This is a genomic window from Pseudomonas sp. VD-NE ins, assembly GCF_031882575.1.
GTDB lineage: Bacteria > Pseudomonadota > Gammaproteobacteria > Pseudomonadales > Pseudomonadaceae > Aquipseudomonas > Aquipseudomonas fluorescens_BZ.
Genome location: NZ_CP134772.1, coordinates 5863457 through 5885557, shown reverse-complemented (window position 1 = coordinate 5885557; position 22101 = coordinate 5863457). Strand labels below are relative to the sequence as shown.

Sequence of the window (22101 nt, the reverse complement as noted above, 5' to 3'; positions counted from 1 at the left end):
ATCCTCATAAACGGATCGACAGGCCATCGGCCAGGGATTGGCGATAAGCGCGCCAGGCCGGCACGCTGCCCATCAGCAGCGCGGCCGCCAGAATGCCACCGAGCAGCGTCCATTCATACTCGCTCGGCCACGCCAGCGGCAGATACAAACCATAATTGGCCTGCACATAACCCTGTGCGGCGGCAATGCCGATGTACAGCAATGCCACCCCGGCAATCACGCCTGTCAGCGCCAGTGCAAACGCCTCGAGCACCAGCAGACTCGCGATGTGCCACGGCCGCGCGCCGACCGAACGTAGAATCGCCATCTCGCGGCGCCGCTCGTTAAGGCTGGTGAGAATCGCCGTGAGCATGCCGATCAATCCGGTCAGCACCACAAACAGCGAGACCACGAACAGCGCTTTTTCGGCGGTGCTCATCAGGCTCCACAACTCCTGCAAGGCCACGCCCGGCAGGATCGCCAACATCGGCTCGCCACGGAATTCGTTGATCTCGCGTTGCAGCGCAAACGTGGAAATCTTGCTGTTGAGGCCGAGCATGAACGCGGTGATCGCTTGCGGCGTCAGGTCCATGTTGCGCGCCTGATCTGCCGTGATCCGCCCATTGCCGCGCGCCGGCACGCCGTTGCGCCAGTCGATGTGAATCGCCTCCATGCCGCCGAGGCTGATGTGCAGCGTGCGATCGACCGGCGTGCCGGTGCGCTTGAGAATACCGACCACGGTGAACGGTTTGTCGTCGTGCTTGACCAGACTGATCGCCGCCACGCCGTGGGCCAGCACCAGTTGGTCGCCGAGTTTGTAATGCAGCGCATCGGCCACTTCAGCGCCGAGCACCACTTCAAACGGATCAGTCGCGAACGCGCGACCGTCAGCCAGCTCCAGATGCTGCTGGCGACCGTACTGGTAATGCTCGAAATAGGCTTCGGTCGTACCCATCACTCGGTAGCCGCGATGGGAATCGCCGAGGGACATCGGGATCGCCCACTTCACTTTCGGGTTGCTGGCGAAGTGTTCGAAGCTGTCCCAGCGGATATTGTTGGTGGCGTTGCCGATACGGAACACCGAGTACAGCAGCAGATTTACCGAGCCGGAACGGGCGCCAACGATCAGGTCGGTGCCACTGATGGTGCTGGCGAAACTGGCTTTGGCCTCGGTGCGCACCCGTTCAACGGCGAGCAACAGGCACACCGAGAGGGCGATGGCAAAAGCCGTGAGCAAAGCAGTGAAGCGGCGGTTGGCCAGGCTGGCCATGGCCAGACGAAACAGATACATCTCAGACCTCGGCAGACGTGGCGGCGCGATTGAGTTCGGCCAGGGACAGGTGACGGTCGAACAGCGGCGCCAAGCTCTGGTCGTGGCTGACGAACAGCAGACTGGAACCGGCCTCGCGGCATTCGGCGAACAGCAGGCGAATGAAGTTTTCCCGGGCGTCGTAATCCAGTGCCGAGGTTGGTTCGTCGGCGATCACCAGCTCAGGCTGACCAATCAATGCGCGTGCGGCGGCAACCCGTTGCTGTTGGCCGATCGACAGTGAATCAGCACGACGACTGAGGATGCTTTCATCTTTCAAGCCCAAGTGGGCGAGCAGGGTCGCGGCGGCTTGATCAACGCTGCCGTGGCGCTGTTTCGCCCGTTGCGCACGCAGTTTCGAGAAGTGACAGGGCAGCTCGACATTCTCGCGCACCGAGAGAAATGGCAGCAGGTTGAACTGCTGGAAGATGTAGCCGGTGTGATCGACACGGAACGTGTCGCGGGCGCCGGCGGAGAGTTCGGTGAGTTCCTGGCCGAGCAGGCGAATGCTGCCGCGACCGGGTTTCTGCACGCCGCCGAGCAGGCCGAGCAGGGTGGTCTTGCCGCTGCCGCTGGGGCCTTTGAGGAACAGGGTTTCGCCGGCTTCCAGACGAAACGCCGGGATGTCCAGCAGCGGCGGATGACCGGGCCAGTTGAAGCCCAGGTCGGACAGTTCGATGAGTGCTTGGGTCATGGCACCAGTTTCATGAGGTGAACACATAACCCCTGTGGGAGCGAGCTTGCTCGCGAAAGCGGTAGATCAGTCAATCCAGAGGCGCCTGACGAATCGCATTCGCGAGCAAGCTCGCTCCCACAAGGGTATTTCGGTGAGGCTTAGAATTTCAGCGAGGCAGCCTTGGCCGTCACTTCGGTGCCTTGCTGGCCGCTGGCGCTGATCAGTTGTACCTGAATTTTCTGCGTTGCCGGGAAGGTCTTGAAGACGTTCGTCAGATCCAGCGTCTTCAGCGCGCCCGGCGTGGCACAGCTGAATTGGTAATGCGCATGGATTTCGCTGTGGTCATGGTGATGCTCGTGACCGTCCTTGTCCGCTTCATCTGCGTCATGGTCGTCTGCATCCGGCTTGTCGTCGAACAACGGGCTTTCCAGTTCCTGGCTGACGACTTTGCAACCGGCAGCAGACGGCAGGCTGAACAGAGCCAGCGGTTTTTCCAGTTGTGCGCGGGCGGCAGCGACTTTGGCCTTGTCGGCATCGCTGGTGGCGACGTGTTCGAAACCGACGAGGTTCATCGCCGGGCTTTCCAGCTCCAGCTCCAGGGTCTGACCATCCAGCGCGGCGTTCAGTCGACCGACGCCATGTTCGTGCGCGCCAAGGCTGCCGTGTTCATGGTCGTGATCGTGCTCATCGGCAGCGTGGGCGATGGCCAGCGGCAACAGGGCAAACGGCAAAGCGAGCAGCAGACGACGCATGGCGGTCTCCGGGAAGTAAAGTGAAGAGTTTGTTATGTAATCTTATAACGAAAGTGCGCAGAGTTTGCCCGTGCGCTTGGCGTTGCACAAGTCCCGTGGGAGCATGCAGGTCAGAAATGTGCGGGAGCGAACTCAATGTTGCGGATACGCGGAACCGTCGGCGATGTGCCGGTGGACTTGACGGTAGAGTTGGATGACAACGACTGGGCGAAGCTCGGTTCAGCGCTGAATGGGCAGGCGCCGGTCGCTCAATCTGAGGCGGTTGCATCAGCCCCAGCGACGAAACCGCTGAATCAGGACGATGCCTTGTGGCAACTGGCCAAGGATCTGTTGCGCAAGGCCGGGCAACTCAGCGGGCCGGATCTGCTTGATCAACTGGAAGGCTTGACCGGCAGCGCGGCGGCGGGCAAGCGCTTGTTGGTGCGCTTGCGCCACAGTTCGGACGTGAAAGTGGTGAGTGGCGGGGATACGCCGCTCTACAGCTGGATCGAATGAACCGCAAAAGATCGCAGCCTGCGGCAGCTCCTACAAGGGTGTACACGATCCCAATGTAGGAGCTGCCGCAGGCTGCGATCTTTTGATCTTAATAAAGCGCAGCAAACATCTTGCGGCGGTACATCGTCACCAACGGATGATCATTGCCCAGCAGCTCGAACACCTGCAGCAAGGTCTTGTGCGGCAGACCTTCGCCATAGTTGCGGTTGCGGATAAACAGCTTGAGCATCGCCTCCAGCGCCGCTTCGTACTGCTGACGAGCCAGTTGCTGGATCGCGAGTTGATACACCGCTTCGTCGTCCTGTGGATCTTTCGCCAGGCGCGCTTTCAAATCAGCGGCATCCGGCAGGTCGCGAGCCAGACCGAGGAACTTGATCTGCGCCTTGGCTCCGGCCAGTGCAGCCTTGTGCTCATCACTCTTGACCGCATCCAGCACGGTTTGCGCTTCATCCAGTTCGCCGCGCTCAGTCAGGCAACGCGCGTAGAGGATCAGTGCCTTGGCGTTTGTGTTGTCCTCAGTGAGCATCACCACCAGCGCTGCTTCGGCATCGGCGTAACGGCCGTCATCGAACAACGCTTGAGCCTGTTCGAACGGATCGGTGGCGGCCGGCGGTGGCATTTGCACATGCGGCTCAAGCAAGGCGCGCACGGCGGATTCCGGTTGTGCACCGGCAAAGCCGTCGACCGGTTGACCGTCCTTGAACAGCACCACGGTCGGCAGGCTGCGAATACCAAAGCGGGCGACGATGTCCTGCTCGATGTCGCAGTTGACCTTGGCCAGCAGCAACTCGCCCTGATAACTCTCGGCAATGCCCTGCAGCATCGGCATCAACGCCTTGCACGGCGCACACCATTCGGCCCAGAAATCCACCAGCACCGGTTTGTTGAAAGAGGCCTCGATCACCGACTGGTCGAAATCGGCCGTCGTGGCGTCGAAGATGTACGGCGTTTGCTCACTCATGGGGAATCTCGTCAAAGCGTGGATGGGGCAACTATACGGCTTGGCGGGGGGTGGCCGGAAGCGGGGCAGATTTGAGAGGTGTACCGCTAGGCAGGACGCCATCGCTGGCAAGCCAGCTCCCACAGGGTTCTGTGTCGTATACGAAATGTTGGTTCGACTAGGTCACTGTGGGAGCGGGCTTGCCCGCGATGCTTTTGGCTAGCGCCGCGCGTGGTACAGGCTGACATGCCGAAATTCCTCAGGCTCGGCCAGATCCGGCAAGGTCAACGCCTCAAGCATTTCAATACGCTCATACAACGGATGGCGAAAATCCCGAACCCGTGAATCCGCCACCAGCGCTTCACGGCCACGACTTAAGAACGCATCAAGCAACGGCAGATTCGCCCGGTCGTACAACACGTCCGCCACCAGAATCAGATCAAACCGATCGGCCTCGGCAAAGAAATCCGTCGAATAACGCATTTGCACATCATTGAGCTCGGCGTTCGCTCTGCACGCGGCAATCGCCAGCGGATCGAGATCGCACGCCACCACTTCCAGCGCCCCGGCCTTCACCGCCGCGATCCCGGCAATTCCGGAACCGGCGCCGAAATCCAGCACACGCTTGCCACGCACCCACTCGGGGAACTCGGCCAGGTAACGCGCCACCGCCAGACCGCTGGCCCAGCAGAATCCCCAATACGGTGGCTCGTGCAGAATTCGCTGGATTTCTTCCTGACTGAATTGGCGATCCATGTTGTCGCCATCAATCAGCCACAACTTTAAATCGGTGTCCGGCAACGCACAGACCTTGAGTCTGGCGTCGCCGAGCAATTCACCTAACGCCTGTTGCAGGTCGAGCGGTGCAGTCATGGTGCTTTGACAAATTGCAGTTGGCCCAGCGCCTGAGTGGTCGGCTGGCTGATGGTTTGCGACGGCAGGTGCAGGATCAACTGACCGGACTGGCTGGCGCGGCCGCGCAGCTCAACCCGCGCGCCGGCCGGGAAGGCGTCCGGGTTGAAGCGCAGGCGAAACGGCAGAACCTGGTTGTTGCCGATCAGGCTGGAACTGGCGAGCAATTGTTGCGGGCGATCCTTTTCGTCGATCACCAGCAGCGCCAGTTCGACTTCGGCGCCGGCCGGTACGCCTTGCAGGGTGCCGCTCAGTTCCCGTTGATAAGCCGGCAGCGGGCCAAGCTCGGCGGCCTCTTTGGCTTTTTTCTGCGCTTGCTGCGGCGCAGGTCCCGGCGTTGGCGGCTGGGGCTTGGGTGCATCGCTGCCACAGGCCACCAGCAGGCTGAAAAGACTGAGCAAAACGAGCGGACGTAACGGCATTGGATGCTCCGGCAAAATGAAATCCATGGATCAAACGATCATGCCGTTCTGTATACCGCAAAGCCTATGGCTTGTCTTGCCACCGGGATGCGCTACCATGGCCCTCCCTTTTTTTGTTGCCAGCCACCATGCACTGTCCCTTCTGCGGTGCCAACGACACCAAGGTCATCGACTCGCGTCTGGTCGCCGAGGGCGAACAGGTGCGCCGCCGGCGTGAATGCCTGGCCTGCGGCGAGCGTTTCACGACGTTCGAGACGGCCGAACTGGTGTTGCCGCGCCTGATCAAAACCGACGGCAGCCGCCAACCGTTCGACGAAGAAAAACTCCGCGCCGGCATGCAACGCGCCCTGGAGAAACGTCCGGTGAGCGTCGAGCGCCTCGAATCCTCTCTGGTTCACATCAAGCACAAGCTGCGCGCCACCGGCGAGCGCGAGGTCAAATCCCTCGTGGTCGGCGAACTGGTCATGGCCGAGCTGCAAAAGCTTGATGAAGTCGCCTACATCCGTTTCGCTTCGGTGTACAAGCGCTTTCAGGACCTCAACGAATTCCGCGAAGAGATCGACCGCCTCGCCCGCGAACCGGTGAAAGAATGACCACCGTCGCCGAGCAGGCCATCCTCGATGCCCACTTCATGGCCCGCGCGCTGGAACTGGCGCGCAAAGGTCACTACACCACGCACCCCAATCCTCGGGTCGGTTGCGTGGTGGTGCGTGACGGGCTGATTGTCGGCGAAGGCTGGCATGAACGCGCCGGCGAACCCCACGCCGAAGTCCATGCGTTGCGCGCCGCTGGTGAACTGGCCCGTGGCGCTACTGCTTATGTGACCCTCGAACCGTGCAGCCACCACGGGCGTACGCCGCCGTGTGCCGATGCGCTGGTGAATGCCGGTGTCGCTCGTGTGGTGGCAGCGATGCGTGATCCCAATCCGCAAGTTGCCGGTCGTGGTTTGCAGCGTCTGGCCGATGCCGGTATCGCCACTGAAAGTGGTGTGCTGGAAGCCGAAGCCCGTAGGCTCAATCAAGGTTTCCTGAAACGCATGGAACACGGCTTGCCGTTTGTGCGGGTCAAGTTGGCCATGAGCCTTGACGGTCGCACTGCGATGGAAAGCGGCGAGAGCCAATGGATCACCGGCCCGGCCGCACGTTCGGCCGTCCAGCGTTTGCGCGCTCAGGCCGCCGTGGTGCTGACTGGCGCCGACACGGTGCTGGCCGACGGCGCGCGTTTAACCGTGCGTGCCGACGAGTTGGGTCTGGATGCCGAGCAAACCGCGCTGGCCATGAGTCGCCCGCCGCTGCGCGTGCTGATCGACGGCCGCCTGCGGGTGCCGCTGGATGCACCGTTCTTCAAGGCCGGCCCGGCGTTGGTCGCCACCTGTGTCGCGATCGAAGAGCAATACGCTCACGGCCCCGAGTGCCTGATCGTGCCGGGTGAAGACGGCCAGGTCGATCTGCATCAATTACTGATTGAACTGGCCAATCGTGGCACCAACGAAGTGCTGGTCGAAGCTGGCCCACGCTTGGCCGGAGCCTTTGCTCAGCTTGGTCTGGTCGACGAGTTCGTGATCTTCATCGCCGGCAAGTTTCTCGGTTCCACGGCGCGTCCGCTGCTGGACTGGCCGCTGGCCTATATGAAGGACGCCCCGGAGCTGAAAATCATTGAAATTCGCGCGGTGGGCGATGACTGGCGAGTCACTGCCATCCCTGTTCTTTCGCCGAGCGTATAATTCCCGGCCATCGTTATTACGCTGGCTCAGTTCTCAAGGAGAACCCCATGTTTACCGGCATTATCGAATCCATCGGCAGTATCCGCGCACTGACCCCAAAGGGCGGTGATGTGCGGGTCCACGTCGCCACCGGCAAGCTCGACCTGAGCGACGTCAAACTCGGCGACAGCATTGCAGTCAACGGCGTTTGCCTGACCGCCGTTGAGCTGCCGGGCGACGGCTTTGCCGCCGACGTCAGCCGCGAAACGCTGGACTGCACCGCCATGAACGACCTGAAAAGCGGCAGCCCGGTCAATCTGGAAAAAGCTTTGACCCCGACCACCCGTCTCGGCGGGCATCTGGTCAGCGGCCACGTCGACGGCGTCGGCGAAATCGTCTCGCGCAGTGACAATGCCCGCGCCGTGGAATTTTGCATCCGTGCGCCGAAAGAGCTGGCCAAATACATCGCTCATAAAGGCTCGATCACTGTCGACGGCACCAGCCTGACCGTCAACGCGGTCGATGGCGCCGAGTTCATGCTGACGATCATTCCGCACACCTTGAGCGAAACCATCATGGCGTCGTACAAGCCAGGTCGCCGGGTGAATCTGGAAGTTGACTTGCTGGCGCGGTATCTGGAGCGCCTCCTCCTCGGCGACAAGGCCGCAGAGCCGAGCGCTGGTGGCATCACCGAAAGCTTTCTGGCCGCCAACGGCTATCTCAAATCCTGACTGAAGGGGGTGCCTTGTGGCGCTCAATAGCATCGAAGAACTGGTTGAAGACATCCGCCAAGGCAAGATGGTCATCCTCATGGATGACGAAGACCGCGAGAACGAAGGCGACCTGATCATGGCCGCCGAATGCTGTCAGGCCGAGCACATCAACTTCATGGCCAAGCACGCCCGTGGCCTGATCTGCATGCCGATGAGCCGCGAGCGCTGCGAACTGTTGAAGCTGCCGCTGATGGCGCCGCGCAACGGTTCCGGTTTCGGTACCAAGTTCACCGTCTCGATCGAAGCCGCCGAAGGCGTGACCACCGGCATCTCCGCCGCTGACCGTGCGCGCACCGTGCAAGCGGCTGCCGCCAAGGACGCCAAGGCTGAAGACATCGTCAGCCCGGGCCACATCTTCCCGCTGATGGCCCAGGCCGGCGGCACCCTCGCTCGCGCCGGTCACACCGAAGCCGCTTGCGACCTCGCGCGCATGGCCGGTTTCGAGCCGAGCGGGGTGATCTGCGAAGTGATGAACGACGACGGCACCATGTCCCGTCGGGCCGAACTGGAAGCATTCGCCGCTGAGCACAACATCAAGATCGGCACCATTGCCGACCTGATTCACTACCGGATGATCCACGAACGTACCGTTCAGCGGATTGCCGAGCAGCCACTGGACAGCGAACTGGGCCAATTCAACCTGGTGACCTATCGTGATTCGGTGGAAGGCGATGTGCACATGGCGCTGACCCTGGGCACCGTTTGCGCTGAAGAACCAACGCTGGTTCGCGTACACAACATGGACCCGCTGCGCGACCTGTTGATGGTCAAGCAGCCGGGCCGCTGGAGCCTGCGCGCCGCCATGGCTGCGGTTGCCGAGGCGGGCAGCGGTGTGGTGCTGTTGCTCGGTCACCCGCTCGATGGCGACGTGTTGCTGGCGCATATCCGTGAAACCGGTGATCAGGCAGCGCCGAAAAAGCCGACGACTTACAGCATCGTCGGTGCCGGTTCGCAGATCCTGCGTGACCTCGGTGTACGCAAAATGCGCTTGATGTCTGCGCCAATGAAATTTAATGCGATATCCGGTTTCGATCTGGAAGTTGTAGAATACGTGCCCTCCGAATAATGACCGGTTGTTTCCGGACCCGAATTCGCGGCAAATAAATCACTGAGGGACGCGTAGCAGACGCGTCCCGGCTCTTTAAGAGAACTGACGAATGACCCTGAAGACCATCGAAGGTACCTTCATCGCCCCTAAAGGCCGCTACGCTTTGGTAGTGGGCCGCTTCAACAGCTTCGTTGTTGAAAGCCTGGTCAGCGGTGCAGTTGATGCCCTGGTTCGCCACGGCGTGAGCGAAAGCGACATCACCATCATCCGCGCACCTGGCGCCTTCGAAATCCCGCTGGTAGCGCAGAAAGTCGCCCAGAAAGGTGAGTTCGCAGCCATCATCGCCCTCGGCGCGGTCATTCGTGGCGGTACTCCGCACTTCGAATACGTGGCAGGCGAGTGCACCAAGGGTCTGGCCCAGGTGTCCATGGAATTCGGCGTTCCGGTCGCTTTCGGCGTCCTGACTGTTGATTCCATCGAGCAAGCCATCGAACGTTCCGGCACCAAGGCCGGTAACAAAGGTGCCGAAGCTGCCCTGTCCGCACTGGAAATGGTCAGCCTGCTGGCACAGTTGGAGGCCAAGTGATTAGCGACGAAAGCGATCGTTTCAACCCGCGCGAACCGCGTCCAACGGACGCCGGCAAGCCTTCGAAAAGTGAAAAGCGCCGCGCTGCCCGTCAGCTGGCGACTCAAGCGTTGTACCAGCGCCATATGGCCAGTACTTCGCTGAACGAAATCGAAGCGCAGTTTCGCGTCGACAACGATTTCACCTTCGCCGATGCCAGCTACTTCCACGACATCCTGCACGGTGTTCCGGCCAGTCTGACCGAGATCGACACTGCGTTGGCGCCGTGCCTGGACCTGACCATCGAAGAGCTGGACCCGGTTGAACTGTGCGTACTGCGCCTGTCGACCTGGGAACTGCTCAAGCGTGTCGACGTGCCATACCGCGTTGTGATCAACGAAGGGATCGAGCTGGCGAAAGTCTACGGTTCCACCGACGGTCACAAGTTCGTCAACGGTGTGCTCGACAAGCTGGCTCCGCGCCTGCGTGAAGCTGAAGTGAAGGCGTTCAAGCGCTGATCGGCGCTTGAATCCTTTGTCTCAGCCATGGGCGAGTTTGAGCTGATCCGCAATTTCTTCGCCGCCGCGCCTTGTGCGCAGGGCGGCGAAGGCGTTGCTCTGGGGATCGGCGATGACTGCGCCTTGCTCGCTGTGCCCCCCGGGGAACAGCTGGCGATCTCTACCGATACGCTGGTGGCCGGTGTGCATTTCGCCGACCCCTGCGATCCGTTTCTGCTCGGTCAGCGCTCGCTGGCCGTCGCGGTCAGCGATCTGGCCGCCATGGGCGCCACGCCCGTTGCCTTTACCCTTGCCCTGACTGTACCGACGGTGACCGCCGATTGGCTGCAAGCCTATGCCAGCGGTTTGAACCGCATGGCGCAGCGCTGCGGCGTTGCGCTGGTCGGCGGCGATACCACGCGCGGGCCGTTGAGTCTGACGGTAACTGTGTTTGGTCGAGTGCCGGCGGGTCAGGCATTGACCCGTAGCGGTGCGCAGCCGGGCGATTTGCTGTGTGTCGGCGGAGAACTGGGCAATGCGGCCGGCGCCTTGCCTTTGGTGCTCGGTCAGCGTGACGCCGAACCTCATATCGCCCAACCGCTGCTCGATCATTACTGGTCGCCGCAACCGCAACTCGCCCTCGGCCAGGCCCTGCGTGGCAAAGCCACGTCGGCGCTGGACATCTCCGATGGCCTGCTCGCCGACTGCGGTCACATTGCGCTGGCCTCAAAGGTGCGACTTGAGATTGAACGCGAGCGTGTACCGCTGTCGGATGCATTAGTGGCGTTCCTCGGTCAGCGCGGCGCCGAGCGTGCCGCGCTGAGCGGTGGCGATGATTACGTGCTGGCGTTCACCTTGCCGTCCGTCGAGTTGCCGGCACTGATGGCCAATGATTGGCCGATCCATGTGATCGGTCGTGTGGCAGAAGGTCAGGGCGTGATTCTGCTTGATCGCGAAGGGCACGACATCACCCCGCAAATCCGGGGCTATCAACATTTTCAGGAGACACCGTGACAGATCACCCGAAACAGGTTCCGGCCGAATTCGTTCCGCCGTCGGTCTGGCGCAATCCCTGGCATTTCCTCGCGTTCGGTTTTGGTTCCGGCACCTTGCCGAAAGCCCCGGGCACGTGGGGTTCGTTAGTTGCGCTACCCTTCATCCCGTTGTGGCAGATGCTGCCCGACTGGGGTTACTGGCTGATGCTCGGGATCACCATGCTGTTCGGCTTCTGGCTGTGCGGCAAAGTGGCTGACGATCTGCGGGTACACGACCACGAAGGCATCGTCTGGGACGAAATGGTCGGCATGTGGATCACCCTGTGGCTCGTACCGGAAGGCTGGTACTGGTTGCTCGCGGGTTTTCTGGTGTTCCGCTTCTTCGACATTCTCAAGCCGTGGCCGATTCGCTGGATCGACCGGCATGTGCATGGCGGCGTCGGCATCATGCTTGACGACGTGCTGGCCGGTGTGTTTGCCTGGCTGGCGATGCAGGGTCTGGTGTGGGTTTTCGCCTGATTCCAAGGGATATCGGGGTCAAGTGAGGGGACGAGGGATGGCTCGACGCTGGTTGGCGTTAGTGGTTTTGGCTTTGCTGAGTACCGTGGCCGGTGCGCAGGAAGTTGCGCCGACGCCGGCGGTCATCCATCTGGCCAGCGAAGACTGGCAAGACTACACCGCTGCCGACGGCCATGGTCTGGCTTGGGACGTGCTGCGCAAGGTGTTCGAGCCGGCCGGGGTCAAGCTGGATATCCGCAGCGTGCCTTACACTCGTTCGGTCGGGCTGGTGCAGTTGAAGGAAGTCGACGCGCTGGTTGGCTCCTACCGCGACGAGGCCGAGCAGGTCTTGTATCCGCACTGGAACTTCGATTCCGACCACATCTATGCATTGGGGCTGGCGAGCAATCCGTCGCCCACCCAGGCGACGCTGGGCAAGTATCGTCTGGCCTGGGTGCGTGGTTATCGCTACGAAAACTACCTGCCGAATATCAAGCGTTACAACCAGATCGAGCGGCGTACCGGGATCCTGTCGATGCTCAAACAGGGGCGGGCGGATTACTACATCGATGCGCTGACCGAGATTGAAGCGGTGGTGAAAACCGCAGCCGATCCAGCGCAGTATCGCTATTCACACCTGGCCGAGCTGCCGCTGTTTATCGGGTTTGCCGACACTCCACAGGCGCGAGCGCTGATGGCGCTGTACGACCAGCGTATGGAGCAGTTGGTGAAGAGCGGCGAGTTGAAGCCGATCTTCGAGAAGTGGAAGCAGCCGTATCCCTTCACCTCGAATTGACCACGTACTCGCGGTGCATGCCAAACCCTGTGGGAGCTGGCTTGCCAGCGATAGCGGTGGGTCAGTCCCCAGAATGGCTGCTGATAGAACGCCATCGCTGGCAAGCCAGCTCCCACAGGGATCGACGTGTCCGTGGGTAGTTATCAAACTTTTTGATCGTTATGCCCGATAATTCAGCCTAAGCGTCTGTAGGAACCTGCTGTTACAATGCCGGCCTGCGAATTTTCAGACTCTTTAGATCAGGAGCACACCGGTGCCTGTCGTCTTTGTCGCCGCTTCCAAGCTGCCAACGCCTTTTGCGCAATTCACCATGCACGGTTTTCTCGATGAAGCCACCGGTCGCGAGCACGTCGTGCTGAGCCTGGGTGAAATTGCTGACGGTGCTCCGGTTCTCGGCCGTTTGCACTCCGAATGCCTGACCGGCGATGCCTTGTTCAGCCAGCGCTGCGACTGCGGTTCGCAACTGGAAGGCGCGCTTAAAGCCATCGCCCGTGAAGGCCGTGGCGTGTTGCTCTACCTGCGCCAGGAAGGTCGCGGCATCGGTCTGCTGAACAAGATCCGCGCCTATGAGTTGCAGGACGGCGGCGCCGACACCGTTGAAGCCAACGAACGTCTGGGCTTTGCCGCTGACCAGCGCGACTACGCGATGTGCCTGCCGATGCTTGAACATCTGGGTGTGAAGTCCCTGCGTCTGATGACCAACAACCCGCGCAAGGTCAAAGCCTTGACCGACATGGGCATCACCGTCGCCGAGCGCGTGCCGTTGCACACCGGTCACAACCCGCACAACAAACTCTACCTGGCGACCAAAGCCAGCAAGCTCGATCACATGATGGGCAACGAGCATCAGGGCGAGGTCGATCGCGCGTGACGCGGGGTCAGGTGCGGCGCCGGTTGTCGGTCGATTGGTGGAAATACCTCGCGCTGGCGCTGGTGCCGCTGTTCGTACTCAACGCTTTGTTTGGTCAGGGCGAAGGAATTCTGCCGGTATTGGCGATGCCCTTCTTTATTGCCGGCGTTGCGTCAATGTTTGTCAGCCTGAAGTTTTTCGGCCGATACAAACACGCGCTGATCGCCACGCAAAAAGCCCTCGATACCGCGGATGAACCGGCCGCGTGGATCGCCCTCGCAGCCCGTCGTCGTGCGGCTTTTCTCGTGGCAGCCTTGCCGGCGTGGATCGGTGCCTTGGCGGTGTTTGTCGGTCTCGAAGCCGTACCGCTGATGCTGCTGGCGCTGTCCACTGCAGTGCTGTTTTATCTCTACCGTATCCCGCGTCAACTCGGCTGATGCGCCGTCTGTGGCTGGCGGTTCTGCTGCTGGCCGTCTCGGCTCCGGTGCTGGCGGGCCTGCGGGTTGTCAGCCTCGCGCCGTCCCTTTCTGAAATCGTCGTTGAGCTGGATTCCGCTGATCTGTTGGTCGGTGTGCTGGATGCCGGTGAGCGGCCGGCTGAAATTGCCAGCGTCCCCTCTGTCGGCCGCTATGGCCAACTCGACATGGAACAGCTACTGAGCCTCACGCCTGATTTGTTGTTGCTGTGGCCCGGCAGTGTCGGCCCGGCGCAACGTGATCAATTGAAACGTCTGGGTATCCCGACCTTCGTCGCTGAACCGCATTCCCTCGAACAACTCACCACCCAGATTGAAGCCATTGCCGCGCAATTGGGCCGACCTGATCGTGGGCTTAAACGAGCGACGGCGCTGCGCCAACAACTCGCGGAACTGCGCCAGCGCTATCGCCGGGACGTGCCGTTGCGGGTGTTCTATCAGGTTTGGGACAAGCCGCTGTACACCGTCGGCGGTGGGCAGATCATCAGCGATGCGCTGGAAGTGTGCGGGGCGCGGAATGTGTTCAGTGATCTGGCCTTACCTGCGCCACAAGTCAGCATCGAAGCGGTATTGCAGAGAGATCCGGAAGTGATTCTGGCGAGTGATCAGACGCAGTTGAATGCGTGGAAAACCTGGCCACAGGTGGCGGCGGTGAAGCGAGGTAATCTGTTGCTGATCACCGACAAAGGCCTTGAACGCCCCAGCGGCCAGATGATCAGCGCTACCGCGAAACTCTGCCAATTGATCGCGCCGGACAGGTAACCCTGTAGGAGCTGCCGAAGGCTGCGATCTTTTGATTTTGCTGTTTGACTGAGTCGGAATCGCCGAAGATCAAGATCAAAAGATCGCAGCCTTCGGCAGCTCCTACAGGGGATTTCAGTGGGTTTCGGGGGTCCAGGTGACACCAAACATCCACACCCGACCTTCCTCGCGATAACCATACTGGCTGCCGTCGTAGCTGTAATTTGCGCGGCTGTAGCCCTTGTCGAAAAGGTTATCCACCTTCAGATCCAGCTTGATCTCGCTGTTCAGCGCCCAACTGCTGCGTAAGCCGAACAACGCATAACCACCCAGCGGGTTTTCATTTTTCAGATCGTCATAACTGCTGCTCACCGCCTGCCAACTGGCACCGAGGCTGACTTGATCAAACTGCCGATCAAGATCCCAACTCAACGTCCGACGAGCACGCCGGGCCAAGGTGTGCCCGGTATCGCGATCACGCGGATCGATGATCGAAACGCCAAGGTTGCTCTGCCAGTCGAACAGTTCCTGCTTCAGTGCCGCTTCAAATCCATTGATTCGCGCCGAAGCGACGTTCTCGGGAGGCCTGCCGTCGGCGGAGATAATCGCGTCCTTCAAATCCGTTTGATAGAGGGACGCCTCCAGACGAATGCTGTCGCTTAACTGACTGCGCCATTGCAGCTCGTAGCTTTTCGAGGTTTCCGGTTTCAGATCCGGGTTGCTGTATTGGGGGTAATACAGGTCATTGAAGGTCGGCGCGCGGAAGCCTTCGCTGTAGCTCAGCAACAGATCGTTGTCCGGGTTCAGCGGCAAGGTGAAGGTGCCGCTCCAGGTATTCTGGCTGCCGAATTGCTGATTATCGTCGTGGCGTAGACCCAGTTCCGTGGAGAAGCTGTCGGCCTGATAACGATGCTGGATGAATGCTGCGCGGTTCCAACGGCTGTCCTCGTCCAAGGAATTGCGGCTACCGAAATCGTCAAAATCACTGTTAATTCGATCTTCGTACCAGTCTCCACCCAAAATCAGGCTGTTGCGCGAATTCAGGGACACATCGTTCTGCCAGTTCACCGAGTCGCGGTATGTATTAAATACGCTGTGCTCGTCACTGAGTCTGTCTTTGACTTGCTCGCGGTTTTCGCTGTGACCGAGTTCGAGGCGGGTTTTCCAGCGTTCGTTGACCCGAGCATCCATGTAGCCGCTGAAGCTGCTGACATTGAAGTCGCTATATGGCTGCTGTTGGTAAGACATTTTAGTTCGGTAGTCATATCTACCGAATGGACTGTCGAACTCGCCCTTGCCACGGTTATCCAACAGATTGGCGCCGATTTCGATGTCATCGGTCAATGCGTGGCTGAGGCTCAGGCTGACGGATTTGTTGCGATAGGCATCGTGATCGCCATCGCTCGGGTATGACTCGTTAGTGCGGTCAATCCCGGCAGTCTCATCGAGACTGGCGCCGAGGTTGAAACGGGTTTGCTCATCGCCACCGGACAGGCCAAGGCTGCGCTCCCAAGTCTGGTTGCTGCCGAAACCGACGTGCATCCGTGGCTGCAAACCTTGCTCAGTACCGCGCCGGGTGAAAATCTGAATCACCCCGCCAATCGCATCGCTGCCGTAAATCACCGAACGCGAACCGCGCAGCACTTCCACCCGTTCGATCTGCTCGATGTTCAGGTGCTGCAGGTTGCTGTCACCAGAGGTCGAACTGCCGATGCGCTGACCATCGACCAGCACCAGACTCTGCGCCGATTGCGTTCCGCGAATGTAAACCCCCGGCAGACTGCCGCGCCCGCCGGCCTGCGCCACTTGCACGCCGGGGACGCGCCGCAGCAGTTCCGGCACGTCGCTCGGTTGCAGACGGTCGATGTCTTCGCGGGTGAATACCGTGTTGGCGGCGCTGCTGTCGTTGCGGGCTTCGACCTGGCGGTTGGCTGAGATCAGCGTGTCCGGCAGTTTCAGTGCCTGATCACGCTCGAAGGTATCGGCGAGGGCGTTGACGGATGGCAGCAGGAAGAAGGGCAGGGCGAGGCGCGAGAGTTTCATGGACGGTCCACTGGTGTTTCAGGTGTACACACATTTTGGATCTACACAAAACACTGTGGGAGCGGGCTTGCCCGCGAAGGCGTCGGCACATTCAACATTGATGTTGGATGTGCCGGCCTCTTCGCGGGCAAGCCCGCTCCCACAGGGATTGTGTGTTTAGCGATTTAGCGGCTGAGCAACGCCAGACGCTCACGAATCGACGCTTCGATCCCGGCCTCGTCCAGCCCGCACTCGGCCAGCATTTGCGCAGGCTTGGCGTGCTCGACGTAGACATCCGGCAAGCCCAGATGCAGCATCGACTTGAGGATGTTCTCCCGTGCCAGAAACTCGCTGACGGCACCACCGGCGCCGCCCATGATCGCGTTTTCTTCGATCGTCACCAGCAACTCGTGGCTGCCGGCAATCTCGCGCACCAGCGCTTCATCCAACGGTTTGACGAAACGCATGTCGACCACTGTCGCATCAAGCTTCTCAGCAACTTTCAGCGCCTCGGCCAGTTGCACACCGAACACCAGCAAGGCGACTTTGCTGCCCTGACGACGGACGATGCCCTTACCGATTTCGATAGGCTCGAGGTCTTTCTCGATGGCCGCATTCGGGCCGTTGCCGCGTGGATAACGCACTGCCGCCGGGCCGTTGTACAGGTGGCCGGTGGTGAGCATTTTGCGCAGTTCGTTTTCATCGCTCGGCGTCATGATGACCATGCCCGGGATGCAACGCAGGTACGACAGATCGAAGCTGCCAGCGTGAGTCGGACCGTCTTCGCCGACCAGACCGGCGCGGTCGATGGCGAACAGCACGTCGAGGTTCTGCACCGCGACGTCATGCACCAGTTGGTCGTAACCACGCTGCAAGAACGTCGAGTAGATCGCCACCACCGGTTTTGCGCCTTCGCAGGCCATGCCGGCGGCGAACGTCACCGCATGTTGCTCGGCAATCGCCACGTCGAAGTAGCGCAGCGGGAAGCGTTCGCTGAACGCCACCAGATCCGAACCTTCCTTCATCGCCGGGGTGATCCCGACCAAGCGTGGATCGGATGCGGCCATGTCGCACAGCCATTCGCCAAACACTGCCGAGTATTTCGGCCCGCCGGCCTGCTTCGGCGCGGCAGCCGGAGCATCCAGTGGTTCGAGTTTGGTGATGGCGTGGTAACCGATCGGGTCGACTTCCGCCGGGGCGAAGCCTTTGCCTTTCTTGGTGACGATGTGCAGGAATTGCGGGCCTTTCAGATCGCGCATGTTGCGCAGCGTGGCGATCAGCGTGGGCAAGTCGTGGCCGTCGATCGGACCGATGTAGTTCCAGCCCAGCTCTTCGAACAGGGTGCCGGGGACCAGCATGCCTTTGGCGTATTCTTCGGTGCGGCGGGCGATTTCCCAGGCACCGGGCAGGCGCGACAGGACTTTTTTGCTGCCCTCACGCATGCTCGCGTAGGTGCGGCTGGAAAGGATCTTCGCCAGATAATTCGACAGGCCACCGACATTGCGCGAGATCGACATGTCGTTGTCGTTGAGGATCACCAGCATGTTGGCGTTGACTTCCGGCGCATGGTTCAGCGCCTCGAAGGCCATGCCGGCAGTCAACGCACCGTCGCCGATCACCGCGATCGCCTTGCGGTCGCTGTTCTGCAGGCGGGCGGCAATGGCCATGCCCAGCGCAGCGCTGATCGAGGTGCTGGAGTGGCCGACGCCAAAAGTGTCGTACTCGCTCTCGGAGCGACGCGGGAAAGCGGCGATGCCGTCCTTCTGGCGCAGGGTGCCCATGCGCTCGCGGCGACCGGTGAGGATCTTGTGCGGATACGCCTGATGACCAACGTCCCACAGCAGACGGTCGTCTGGCGTGTCGAAGACGTAATGCAACGCGATGGTCAGCTCGATCACGCCCAGGCCGGCACCGAAATGCCCACCGGTCTGACCGACCGTGTAGAGCAATTCCAGGCGCAACTCATCGGCCAGGGTTTCCAGCTCGGCTTCGCCTAACCGGCGCAGGCCGTCCGGCGTATTCGCGCGGTCGAGCAGGGGCGTGGTCGGGCGCTTGCGGGGAATCTCATGAAACGTCGTGGGCATCAGGCGAATCGTTATAGGTATAGAAGATGCGGCAGTTTACCTGATGCATCGCCCCCTGCCCACGCGTTGGTCTTTTTTGACCGATGGCTGATCAGTGACGCCGCTCGACGATATACCGGGCCAGCTCGCGCAACGGCTCGGCGGCCGCGTCAAACGGTCGCAGGGCGTGCAGGGCCTGATCGCGCAGTTCCAGGGCGTAGGCCTTGGCGGCGTCGAGACCGAGCAGCGCCGGGTAGGTCGGCTTGTCGCGGGCGATGTCGGCGCCCTGGCGTTTACCGAGGGTTTCGGTATCGCTTTCGACGTCGAGGATGTCGTCCTGCACCTGAAACGCCAAGCCGATGGCCTGTGCATAAGTCTGCAGGGCGCGGAGTTCATCCGGCTCGGCACGGCCGCTGGCCAGAGCGCCGAGTTTGACGCTGACCTCGATCAGCGCGCCGGTCTTGTGCCGGTGCATCTGTTCGAGGGCTTGCTGATCGAGTTTGAGGCCGACCGAACCGAGGTCGATGGCTTGACCGCCGACCATGCCTGCCGGGCCGGCGGCGTTAGCCAGCGCGGTGACCATTTGCAGGCGGATGTCACTGCTGCAATCGCTCAGGCGCGGGTCGAGCAGGGCGCTGAAGGCCAGGCTCTGCAAACCATCACCGGCCAGAATCGCGCAGGCTTCATCGAATTTCTTGTGGGTGGTCGGCTGGCCGCGACGCAAATCGTCGTCGTCCATCGCCGGCAAATCGTCGTGCACCAGCGAATAGGCATGGATCAGCTCAACCGCGCAGGCTGCGCCGTTGGCTTGCTCGGCTTGACCGCCGAGCGCTTCGCACGCGGCGTAGGCGAGCAGCGGACGCACGCGTTTGCCGCCGTTCATCACGCTGTAGCGCATGGCTTCGTAAAGCCGCGCCAACTCTGGCAGCGGTGCATTGAAAAGGGTTTCCAGCGCTGCGTTGACCCGAGTCTGGCTTGTCGCCGTGTACGCCGCAATCATTCTGGCTGTTCCGCGTCGAAGGGTTCCTCGGCGAGTTCGCCATCGCGCTCCAGCAGCACCTGCACCTTCTGCTCGGCTTGCGCCAGCGCTGCCTGGCAGTCACGGGTCAGGCCGATGCCCTGCTCGAAAGCGGTCAACGAGTCTTCCAGCGACAATTCACCGTTCTCCAGACGCTCGACCAATGTTTGCAGGTCGGCGAGGGACTGTTCGAAATCCAGTGCAGCTTTTTTGCGGGCCATGGCGGCGATTTCCGGTTGACGTTTAACCGGCGCGACACTAGCAGATAGGGGGTTTATGGGCAAATGAGCAGGTCGTGGCCGACCCTTATTCCCTCGCCACAGTGGACTAATCGGGATAGTTGATCTGGTAGCGCGTGCTGCGGCCACCTCCTGGCAAACGTTGCAGGCAACCTTTGTCCAGCAACTCTGCCAGATGCCGGGTCGCTGTAGCCTTCGACACTTTCGCCACCGCTTGATATTGCCCGGCGCTAATACCGTGCTCAAAGCCACATTCACCGCCGTCGAGCAGACGATTGAGCACTTTGACCTGCTCCGCCGAAAGTTCGGACTCGCGGTGGGCCTGCCAGAAACGCGTTTTGCCCAGCACGCTTTCAATGCGAGTGATGGCTTGTTGCAGGCTGCGCAGCAACGTTTGCAGGAACCATGTGAGCCACTCAGTGATATCCAGCGTGGATTTCTGGCTCGACTCCAGAATCCGATAGTAGCCGGAGCGATCATCCAGAATGCTTGCCGACATTGCATAGAAACGGATGGCCTGCGCCTCGCCCTGCGCCAGCGCCAGGTCAGTGATGGTGCGGGTCAGGCGACCGTTGCCATCGTCGAACGGGTGCAAGGTGACAAACCAGAAATGGGCGATGCCCGCGCGAAGCAATGGGTCCAGCGCGGTTTGATGGTGACTGGCTTCAAACCATTTGAGAAATTGGTCAATCTGCTGCTCAAGGCCTTTGCGAGGTGGTGCCTCGAAATGAACGGTTGGACGATCGATACGGCCCGATACGACCTGCATTGGCTCGTCACCGCGTAGCGCCCCCACATGCATTGACCGCGCAGTGAACTCAGCCTCCTGATCGGGAAATAGCCATCTGTGCCACTCCAGCAAGCGCTCCAGCGTCAGCGGTTCGGCAAATTGGCGGGTGGCATCGAGCATGAGTTGCGCCAGACCTTCACTGCGTTGGCTGACTTTATCGCCGTCGATCAACTGCAGGCCCAAACGTCGCGCCAAAGACGAACGCACGGAGCCGACATTTAATTGCTCACCCTCAATGGCCGATGAGGTCACGATATTTTGCAGCAGGGCATCCAGTTCGCTCTGGGCCCCCAAAGAGCTGTCCACCGAACCGGCCATCCCCATCAATTGACCTTGCGCTTGCACGCACGCTCGCAGCAATGGCATCAGGCGTTCTGCCTGCCAGTTGAAATCGGGCCAGTCGGGCTGCTGCCAGATCCAGTGAGTTGTCATCAAATACCTTTCTTGGGTGGGTGAGCCGAATGGAAAAGCTATTCGGCTCATTTTATGAGCCGAATATGACGCCTATTCGGCTCACAGTCCATCCGATTGGCATCATTCCTACAGCGATTGCACATGTATCCGATTGTTAAAAAACTGCCGAATCGCTAATCTTCGCGCCTTCTACGACCCCATAGTCACGGGTCTTTCAGACGAAACGCAGTTTTCACCGCTGTGAAGTACCGAGGATCGGGTGCAAGGTTTCGTTCAGGCATGGCAGGAGGCATTACATGCGTTCATTTTTTTGGCTGCTGATCGGCCTGGCTTGCACGCCCGCGCTGTCGGCCGCGCCGAGCGCTGAACTGTCGGAACCGGTGGGCGGCTGGCGCTATCACGGCCTGCTCGATCGCACGGAAAACCCGCAAGTCGCCTATCCAACGCCGCCGATCGATCGCGGCATCCAGCGCAATCGCACGATGATCCAGGGCCAGCTCAAGGCCATCGGCCATATGCGCCCGCCGCACAGCCTCGCCGTGAATGGCAATCCACTGAATCTGTACACCGACGACCAGGGCCGTTTTGCCCGGCCGTACGCGTTCGGCGCCGGCTCCAACAGTGTCGAATTGATCAGCGCCGAGGGCCAGTCGCTCAAGCGCGTGCAATTTTATGAAGCAAACAATTTGCGCACGCCGGCACGGATTCGTCTTGTCTTGGGATGGGACGATCCGAAAGCCGAACTCGATCTGCACATTGTCACGCCGGATGGTCAGCATGCGTTCTGGGCGCAGCCTGCGTTGAGCAATGGCGGTGGTCTGGACCCGGATGGCGTCGATGGCCCCGGTCCGGAAATGTTCACCATGACTGCGCCGCTGCACGGCACCTATCTGGTTTACGTCAACTATTGGGGCAACTTCGGCAACGACGGCTATAACTTCGAGGAGACCAGTAACCAGAACGAGGTGATCACCTCGCAAATCACGCTGGTGCTCAACGAAAACACCGTCGACGAAAAACGCGAAACGTTCATCGTGCCCCTGCGGGCGATCGGTGATCTGCTGCTGGTCAAGACTTTCAACTATTAAGCATTCCGCCACGGATGAAATCCTGAGCTTTGGGAAATGAGC

25 protein-coding genes are annotated in these 22101 nt (G+C 60.7%); 14 read left to right on the top strand and 11 right to left on the bottom strand.

Going from position 1 to position 22101, the window contains the following annotated elements; translation table 11 throughout:
• Nucleotides 1-4: 4 nt before the first annotated feature.
• From RMV17_RS26265 to RMV17_RS26255, 3 genes are all read right to left on the bottom strand, one after another.
• Entirely contained in the window at nucleotides 5-1270 is a 1266-nt protein-coding gene (locus tag RMV17_RS26265) for an ABC transporter permease (RefSeq protein ID WP_311883680.1), read from the bottom strand.
• 1 nt (nucleotide 1271) lies between these two features.
• Nucleotides 1272-1982, bottom strand: coding sequence for an ABC transporter ATP-binding protein (locus tag RMV17_RS26260; protein ID WP_016984101.1), 711 nt, complete (start codon nucleotides 1980-1982; stop codon nucleotides 1272-1274).
• A gap of 140 nt (nucleotides 1983-2122) precedes the next feature.
• Entirely contained in the window at nucleotides 2123-2716 is a 594-nt protein-coding gene (locus RMV17_RS26255; protein ID WP_311883677.1) for a DUF2796 domain-containing protein, read from the bottom strand.
• 135 nt (nucleotides 2717-2851) lie between these two features.
• Here RMV17_RS26255 and RMV17_RS26250 point away from each other — a divergent pair, with 135 nt between their 5' ends.
• Nucleotides 2852-3211, top strand: coding sequence for a hypothetical protein (locus RMV17_RS26250; protein ID WP_311883676.1), 360 nt, complete (start codon nucleotides 2852-2854; stop codon nucleotides 3209-3211).
• An 88-nt stretch (nucleotides 3212-3299) separates the two neighbouring features.
• Here the strand turns inward: RMV17_RS26250 and trxA are convergent, their stop codons facing one another.
• The 3 genes from trxA to RMV17_RS26235 all read right to left on the bottom strand — a co-directional run bounded on the left by trxA (nucleotide 3300) and on the right by RMV17_RS26235 (nucleotide 5485).
• Nucleotides 3300-4172, bottom strand: coding sequence for a thioredoxin (gene trxA, locus RMV17_RS26245; protein ID WP_311883674.1), 873 nt, complete (start codon nucleotides 4170-4172; stop codon nucleotides 3300-3302).
• 198 nt (nucleotides 4173-4370) lie between these two features.
• Nucleotides 4371-5024 carry a 50S ribosomal protein L11 methyltransferase gene (locus RMV17_RS26240; protein ID WP_311883672.1) on the bottom strand — a complete coding sequence of 218 codons (654 nt, stop codon included), beginning with the start codon at nucleotides 5022-5024 and terminating at the stop codon, nucleotides 4371-4373.
• Nucleotides 5021-5485, bottom strand: coding sequence for a YbaY family lipoprotein (locus tag RMV17_RS26235; RefSeq protein WP_034153909.1), 465 nt, complete (start codon nucleotides 5483-5485; stop codon nucleotides 5021-5023). Before RMV17_RS26235 ends, RMV17_RS26240 begins: the two co-directional genes overlap by 4 nt.
• A 128-nt stretch (nucleotides 5486-5613) precedes the next feature.
• Between RMV17_RS26235 and nrdR the strand changes: the two genes are divergently transcribed.
• The 12 genes from nrdR (at nucleotide 5614) to RMV17_RS26175 (ending at nucleotide 14446) form a co-directional block, all read left to right on the top strand.
• Nucleotides 5614-6078, top strand: a complete 465-nt coding sequence (gene nrdR, locus RMV17_RS26230; RefSeq protein WP_007910946.1) for a transcriptional regulator NrdR — start codon at nucleotides 5614-5616, stop codon at nucleotides 6076-6078.
• Entirely contained in the window at nucleotides 6075-7208 is a 1134-nt protein-coding gene (gene ribD / locus RMV17_RS26225) for a bifunctional diaminohydroxyphosphoribosylaminopyrimidine deaminase/5-amino-6-(5-phosphoribosylamino)uracil reductase RibD (protein ID WP_311883669.1), read from the top strand. Before nrdR ends, ribD begins: the two co-directional genes overlap by 4 nt.
• A gap of 47 nt (nucleotides 7209-7255) precedes the next feature.
• The gene (locus tag RMV17_RS26220; RefSeq protein ID WP_034153726.1) at nucleotides 7256-7918 is read left to right on the top strand and encodes a riboflavin synthase; all 663 of its coding nucleotides are present in this window, start codon (nucleotides 7256-7258) and stop codon (nucleotides 7916-7918) included.
• 16 nt (nucleotides 7919-7934) lie between these two features.
• Nucleotides 7935-9026: a bifunctional 3,4-dihydroxy-2-butanone-4-phosphate synthase/GTP cyclohydrolase II gene (gene ribBA, locus RMV17_RS26215; protein WP_034153727.1), complete on the top strand. Its 1092-nt coding sequence runs from the start codon at nucleotides 7935-7937 to the stop codon at nucleotides 9024-9026.
• A gap of 91 nt (nucleotides 9027-9117) precedes the next feature.
• Nucleotides 9118-9594, top strand: a complete 477-nt coding sequence (gene ribE, locus RMV17_RS26210) for a 6,7-dimethyl-8-ribityllumazine synthase (RefSeq protein WP_003228649.1) — start codon at nucleotides 9118-9120, stop codon at nucleotides 9592-9594.
• Complete coding sequence (gene nusB / locus RMV17_RS26205; RefSeq protein ID WP_034153728.1) at nucleotides 9591-10091, top strand: transcription antitermination factor NusB; 501 nt, start codon at nucleotides 9591-9593, stop codon at nucleotides 10089-10091. The genes ribE and nusB overlap by 4 nt, the downstream gene beginning before the upstream one ends.
• Before the next feature lie 27 nt (nucleotides 10092-10118).
• Nucleotides 10119-11084 (top strand): thiamine-phosphate kinase, encoded by a 966-nt coding sequence (gene thiL, locus RMV17_RS26200; RefSeq protein WP_311883664.1) that lies wholly within the window; start codon nucleotides 10119-10121, stop codon nucleotides 11082-11084.
• Nucleotides 11081-11584 (top strand): phosphatidylglycerophosphatase A, encoded by a 504-nt coding sequence (locus RMV17_RS26195; RefSeq protein WP_011336134.1) that lies wholly within the window; start codon nucleotides 11081-11083, stop codon nucleotides 11582-11584. Before thiL ends, RMV17_RS26195 begins: the two co-directional genes overlap by 4 nt.
• Nucleotides 11585-11621: 37 nt before the next feature.
• Complete coding sequence (locus tag RMV17_RS26190) at nucleotides 11622-12359, top strand: substrate-binding periplasmic protein (protein WP_034153730.1); 738 nt, start codon at nucleotides 11622-11624, stop codon at nucleotides 12357-12359.
• Between the two features lie 253 nt (nucleotides 12360-12612).
• Nucleotides 12613-13230 (top strand): GTP cyclohydrolase II, encoded by a 618-nt coding sequence (gene ribA / locus RMV17_RS26185; RefSeq protein ID WP_016984117.1) that lies wholly within the window; start codon nucleotides 12613-12615, stop codon nucleotides 13228-13230.
• Nucleotides 13227-13646: a hypothetical protein gene (locus tag RMV17_RS26180; RefSeq protein ID WP_034153731.1), complete on the top strand. Its 420-nt coding sequence runs from the start codon at nucleotides 13227-13229 to the stop codon at nucleotides 13644-13646. The genes ribA and RMV17_RS26180 overlap by 4 nt, the downstream gene beginning before the upstream one ends.
• On the top strand, nucleotides 13646-14446 hold the full coding sequence (locus RMV17_RS26175; protein ID WP_311883659.1) for a cobalamin-binding protein: 801 nt from the start codon (nucleotides 13646-13648) through the stop codon (nucleotides 14444-14446). Before RMV17_RS26180 ends, RMV17_RS26175 begins: the two co-directional genes overlap by 1 nt.
• Nucleotides 14447-14560: 114 nt before the next feature.
• Here RMV17_RS26175 and RMV17_RS26170 read toward each other — a convergent pair whose 3' ends face one another.
• The 5 genes from RMV17_RS26170 to RMV17_RS26150 form a co-directional block, all read right to left on the bottom strand.
• The gene (locus RMV17_RS26170) at nucleotides 14561-16468 is read right to left on the bottom strand and encodes a TonB-dependent receptor domain-containing protein (protein ID WP_311883657.1); all 1908 of its coding nucleotides are present in this window, start codon (nucleotides 16466-16468) and stop codon (nucleotides 14561-14563) included.
• Nucleotides 16469-16632: 164 nt separating this feature from the next.
• Nucleotides 16633-18531 (bottom strand): 1-deoxy-D-xylulose-5-phosphate synthase, encoded by a 1899-nt coding sequence (gene dxs, locus RMV17_RS26165; protein WP_311883654.1) that lies wholly within the window; start codon nucleotides 18529-18531, stop codon nucleotides 16633-16635.
• Nucleotides 18532-18622: 91 nt separating this feature from the next.
• Nucleotides 18623-19510, bottom strand: a complete 888-nt coding sequence (gene ispA, locus RMV17_RS26160; RefSeq protein ID WP_311883652.1) for a (2E,6E)-farnesyl diphosphate synthase — start codon at nucleotides 19508-19510, stop codon at nucleotides 18623-18625.
• Nucleotides 19507-19749, bottom strand: a complete 243-nt coding sequence (locus RMV17_RS26155; protein WP_003228627.1) for an exodeoxyribonuclease VII small subunit — start codon at nucleotides 19747-19749, stop codon at nucleotides 19507-19509. The genes ispA and RMV17_RS26155 overlap by 4 nt, the downstream gene beginning before the upstream one ends.
• A gap of 106 nt (nucleotides 19750-19855) precedes the next feature.
• A complete protein-coding gene (locus RMV17_RS26150; RefSeq protein WP_311883650.1) occupies nucleotides 19856-20989 on the bottom strand; it encodes a Fic family protein in 1134 nt (377 codons plus the stop codon).
• A 278-nt stretch (nucleotides 20990-21267) separates the two neighbouring features.
• Here RMV17_RS26150 and RMV17_RS26145 point away from each other — a divergent pair, with 278 nt between their 5' ends.
• A complete protein-coding gene (locus tag RMV17_RS26145) occupies nucleotides 21268-22059 on the top strand; it encodes a DUF2135 domain-containing protein (RefSeq protein ID WP_311883648.1) in 792 nt (263 codons plus the stop codon).
• Nucleotides 22060-22101 lie beyond the last annotated feature (42 nt).

Coding starts and splice junctions, on each gene's coding strand:
- RMV17_RS26175 (WP_311883659.1), top strand. CDS start 13,646: ATGCGCCGTCTGTGGCTGGCGGTTCTGCTGCTGGCCGTCTCGGCTCCG.
- RMV17_RS26260 (WP_016984101.1), bottom strand. CDS start 1,982: ATGACCCAAGCACTCATCGAACTGTCCGACCTGGGCTTCAACTGGCCC.
- thiL (WP_311883664.1), top strand. CDS start 10,119: ATGGGCGAGTTTGAGCTGATCCGCAATTTCTTCGCCGCCGCGCCTTGT.
- RMV17_RS26255 (WP_311883677.1), bottom strand. CDS start 2,716: ATGCGTCGTCTGCTGCTCGCTTTGCCGTTTGCCCTGTTGCCGCTGGCC.
- RMV17_RS26145 (WP_311883648.1), top strand. CDS start 21,268: ATGCGTTCATTTTTTTGGCTGCTGATCGGCCTGGCTTGCACGCCCGCG.
- RMV17_RS26190 (WP_034153730.1), top strand. CDS start 11,622: ATGGCTCGACGCTGGTTGGCGTTAGTGGTTTTGGCTTTGCTGAGTACC.
- RMV17_RS26155 (WP_003228627.1), bottom strand. CDS start 19,749: ATGGCCCGCAAAAAAGCTGCACTGGATTTCGAACAGTCCCTCGCCGAC.
- nrdR (WP_007910946.1), top strand. CDS start 5,614: ATGCACTGTCCCTTCTGCGGTGCCAACGACACCAAGGTCATCGACTCG.
- RMV17_RS26235 (WP_034153909.1), bottom strand. CDS start 5,485: ATGCCGTTACGTCCGCTCGTTTTGCTCAGTCTTTTCAGCCTGCTGGTG.
- ispA (WP_311883652.1), bottom strand. CDS start 19,510: ATGATTGCGGCGTACACGGCGACAAGCCAGACTCGGGTCAACGCAGCG.
- RMV17_RS26170 (WP_311883657.1), bottom strand. CDS start 16,468: ATGAAACTCTCGCGCCTCGCCCTGCCCTTCTTCCTGCTGCCATCCGTC.
- RMV17_RS26265 (WP_311883680.1), bottom strand. CDS start 1,270: ATGTATCTGTTTCGTCTGGCCATGGCCAGCCTGGCCAACCGCCGCTTC.
- RMV17_RS26250 (WP_311883676.1), top strand. CDS start 2,852: ATGTTGCGGATACGCGGAACCGTCGGCGATGTGCCGGTGGACTTGACG.
- trxA (WP_311883674.1), bottom strand. CDS start 4,172: ATGAGTGAGCAAACGCCGTACATCTTCGACGCCACGACGGCCGATTTC.
- RMV17_RS26150 (WP_311883650.1), bottom strand. CDS start 20,989: ATGACAACTCACTGGATCTGGCAGCAGCCCGACTGGCCCGATTTCAAC.
- ribE (WP_003228649.1), top strand. CDS start 9,118: ATGACCCTGAAGACCATCGAAGGTACCTTCATCGCCCCTAAAGGCCGC.
- RMV17_RS26220 (WP_034153726.1), top strand. CDS start 7,256: ATGTTTACCGGCATTATCGAATCCATCGGCAGTATCCGCGCACTGACC.
- dxs (WP_311883654.1), bottom strand. CDS start 18,531: ATGCCCACGACGTTTCATGAGATTCCCCGCAAGCGCCCGACCACGCCC.
- RMV17_RS26240 (WP_311883672.1), bottom strand. CDS start 5,024: ATGACTGCACCGCTCGACCTGCAACAGGCGTTAGGTGAATTGCTCGGC.
- ribD (WP_311883669.1), top strand. CDS start 6,075: ATGACCACCGTCGCCGAGCAGGCCATCCTCGATGCCCACTTCATGGCC.